We start from the raw sequence: 3112 nt of genomic DNA, 5'->3' as shown, positions 1-3112 counted from the left end.
GCGCCTCGAAGCCCGCCCGTGCCCTCCGGTCCCTCCGGCGCCCTTCACACCGGCGGCGCTTGTGGTTCTGGTGTGCCCGGCCAGGCCCCGCCGCCGCCCACCGGCACCGCGGCAGGTCCCTTCGGTGCCCTCCGCACCGGCGGCGCTGTGTCGCTGGCGTGTGGCTTGGTGCGTGTTGTTACAAACGTCGTCAATCTGAGGTGTTTTTCGTGTGGATTTCTGATCCGTTGTTACAAACGTCGTCAATCCATCGGCTTTTTCGCTGATAATGGTGGTTTTTTGGCTTGGATTGACGACGTTTGTAACAGAGGTCCTCGTGAGGCGACTCGAATTGCGTTGGTTTGACGACGTTTGTAACGTCGGCCGTCCGCTGGTCGCTCGGCCAGGCCCCGTCGTCGCCCACCAGCACCGTGGCAGGGTCCTCCGGCGCGCTTCACACCAGTGGGGCTAGGTCGATGTGAATAGCCCTGCCAGGCCCTGCCGCAGCCAATGGGCGTCGCAGCCAGGCCTCGTCGCTACCGCACGGGTGTCGCGTCCAGACCTCACTTGCCGCATTGCTGAGACCGCACCCAATTTCGCACGTAATTCCCCTGCGACTATTTCAAATATTGAATTCAGGTCGTTGGAATTGCAACGTTTTCTGGCTTTGTTGACACTTCATCCAATCGAATTACGTGCGACTTTTCGGGCGGCTTGGCCCCACCGCCCTCAAAATTTCGCATGCAATTCTCTTGAATGTGTTTCATGGTTTGAAGTCTGATCGTTGGAATTCTGCGGATTATGGGGTCATGGTGTGGAGGGCCGATGTGGAATTGCATGCGGAATTGAGGGAGTTCCCTTTTCAGGGGCATTGCACTACTTGGGTAGGCATTGCACTGCTTAGTTGCCAGTGCAATGCTGTTCTATCTGGTGCATTGGTGCTGTATCTAGTGCACTGCTTCGTTGCGATGAAACCGGTGACACCTTTGCGGGCCTGAGTGAGTGCTGGCTTGAAACTGGTGACACCTTTGCGCGGGGAAAATGTTGGTTTTTCGGGTGTTGAGGGCTCGCAATGGTGATTGCGGTTTCATTGGTCAGCCCGGGGAGGCGAGCATTGGTGCCGGCGGTTTCACGTGGAAAATGTGAGTGCGTAGTAATGGCCTTGAACGTTTAGATTTCGAGTAGTTGCCGTGCTGGGCGTGTTCTTTCGCGCTTGGTGGCACTCCGGCCAGGTGTGCGATCCCTACGGCACCCTCCACGCCGGAAGTGGTGGGGGTTTGCACTACATGAAGCCGTCGTACAGCGTGTCGCCGGCGTGTCGGACCCCCGTGTAGTGCAATTCCCCCACGCTGCTCAGTGCTGCATCCGGTTTTGTGCGTGCACCGGGTTTCCCTCGTGTGTTCGCGGCATATCCAGCGTCGTCTGTGCCATCGGATCCGCGCCGGGACCCCAGCCCAGGGCGCGTCGACCACCTCCACCACCACACACCCATAGCCCTGTGTGATTACGCCACAACCCGGGCAGCCGGAAAAGTGATCGCAGGACTCCATGTCGAGAATCAGACCACAGGCACGTCGAGCGACAGCGATCAGATGGAAGCCCTCCAAACCGACGAGCAGATCACAACGATCAAGCGATGTAGAGCAGCAGCAGGTGGGTGAGACACCGCCCGAGGTCCTTGAAGACAGCGGGGGTAGAAGTCCGCTCATCATCAAGGACCTCGACCTCTACCCGCAACCCCCGACCAACATCCGGTCACCCATACTCAACTCGGAAGAGCCAGTTTGCCTTCGAGCGCACTCAAAGGTTTAGCGTAATAGACATGTTGGAAGAACGGTTAGAGCAAGCCCTTAGGCTCGCGATCGATCCACCCGGAGGGCTAAATACTGCGGCGTTGCGCGACCTGATCAGAGATGACGAGAACACTCAGTGGGATATCGCTACCACTGCCGAGTATTTGGGAATCAGCGCACATACGCTGCGCTATTACGAACGCGCAGGGCTGGTGAAAGTAGGACGCGACGCATCCGGCCATCGGCTTTACGATGCTGCGGCTGTACGGCGTATGGTTTTTCTTACCCGAATGCGGGTCTCTGGAATGTCGATTGCCCAACTCCAGCATTACATTTCCTTGGTTGAACAAGGTGCAGAAACAGTGCAGGAGCGTCTTGATTTGATGCTGGAGCATCGCGACATCCTTCGGCAACGAATAGAGGATCTTCAGTTATCGCTGGCAGCTACCGAATTCAAGATAGCAATGTATCAGAAAGGTTCCCGTCCATAATGAGTGATCAGTACGATATTGATTCCGTCGATAACCAGCGACGTCGTGATCTTGGATTGCAGGTTCTCTCCCGTATCGACGGAGACGCTGGTCAGAGTGTTATCGAATCACTTTCCGCGTCAAACCCTGCTTTAGGACACCACATCGCCGCATTTGCTTTCGGGGATATTTACGATAGGCCCGGTCTGGATGCGCGCAGTCGCCAGTTAGTAACAATTGGCGTATTGACTGCATTAGGCGGATGCGAACCTCAACTTAAAGTTCATGTTGGAGCGGCACTCAATGTCGGGATTTCCGAAGAGGAAATTCAGGAAGCTATCCTGCACGCCTCAGTGTACTGTGGCTTTCCACGAGCACTGAACGCTACTTTTGCAGCACAGGAAGTAATTGAGTCACGGCGGAAGTGCGACAGGTAAGTTGATGTGGAGGTGCTGTATGCATCAATTTCTGTTTCGGTCTAGTTGGCCATCAACTTGAAAAAGAATTCTGGGTTTCCTGTCGAGTAGTACTGGTACCAGGTGTTGATTGTCTCTACCGGGTAGACGTCAAGGTACTCCAGTATGGCTCTTGCTCGGTCCAGTCCGGCGGCTGAGTTGGCGGTGATGAGGTTCTTGTCCACCCAGACGTTTTCAGTAGCGTCCCGCATAGTGGTGTAATCGTGGGTGGTCGGCCTGTTGCTTGTTATGGGTGCGGTCACTGCGTCAATTACATGCCCAAAGGCTCTGATCGTTGGACCCCGAGCGACGCAAACCTGGACGTCATCGCTGACGATTGGGGTGAGTGCCCCGGCAAAACGCCCCACTGGGACGCACCCAAGCAACGCCTCGAACTGCTGCTCAGGACATAACC

Annotated in this window: 4 protein-coding genes; 2 read left to right on the top strand and 2 right to left on the bottom strand. The window is 56.0% G+C overall.

All coding sequences use genetic code 11. The features are described from left to right. Positions 1–1073 precede the first annotated feature (1073 nt). Positions 1074–1529: a transposase family protein gene (locus HMPREF1137_RS10540; protein ID WP_231284072.1), complete on the bottom strand. Its 456-nt coding sequence runs from the start codon at positions 1527–1529 to the stop codon at positions 1074–1076. Positions 1530–1801: 272 nt separating this feature from the next. Between HMPREF1137_RS10540 and HMPREF1137_RS10105 the strand changes: the two genes are divergently transcribed. Further along, positions 1802–2263 carry a MerR family transcriptional regulator gene (locus tag HMPREF1137_RS10105; protein ID WP_081493532.1) on the top strand — a complete coding sequence of 154 codons (462 nt, stop codon included), beginning with the start codon at positions 1802–1804 and terminating at the stop codon, positions 2261–2263. Continuing rightward, positions 2263–2679, top strand: coding sequence for a carboxymuconolactone decarboxylase family protein (locus tag HMPREF1137_RS10100; RefSeq protein ID WP_081493531.1), 417 nt, complete (start codon positions 2263–2265; stop codon positions 2677–2679). The genes HMPREF1137_RS10105 and HMPREF1137_RS10100 overlap by 1 nt, the downstream gene beginning before the upstream one ends. 41 nt (positions 2680–2720) lie before the next feature. Here HMPREF1137_RS10100 and HMPREF1137_RS10535 read toward each other — a convergent pair. Further along, positions 2721–3112 (bottom strand): hypothetical protein (locus HMPREF1137_RS10535; RefSeq protein ID WP_034497413.1); only part of this gene is annotated, 392 nt, incomplete at its 5' end.

It is taken from the genome of Actinomyces sp. ICM39, assembly GCF_000282935.1.
Lineage (GTDB): Bacteria > Actinomycetota > Actinomycetes > Actinomycetales > Actinomycetaceae > Pauljensenia > Pauljensenia odontolytica_B.
This window is presented reverse-complemented; position numbering and strand designations above follow the sequence as displayed.

Excerpts from the sequence above, each read along its gene's own strand:
- HMPREF1137_RS10100 (WP_081493531.1), top strand. The coding sequence starts at position 2,263 with ATGAGTGATCAGTACGATATTGATTCCGTCGATAACCAGCGACGTCGT.
- HMPREF1137_RS10540 (WP_231284072.1), bottom strand. The coding sequence starts at position 1,529 with ATGGAGTCCTGCGATCACTTTTCCGGCTGCCCGGGTTGTGGCGTAATC.
- HMPREF1137_RS10105 (WP_081493532.1), top strand. The coding sequence starts at position 1,802 with ATGTTGGAAGAACGGTTAGAGCAAGCCCTTAGGCTCGCGATCGATCCA.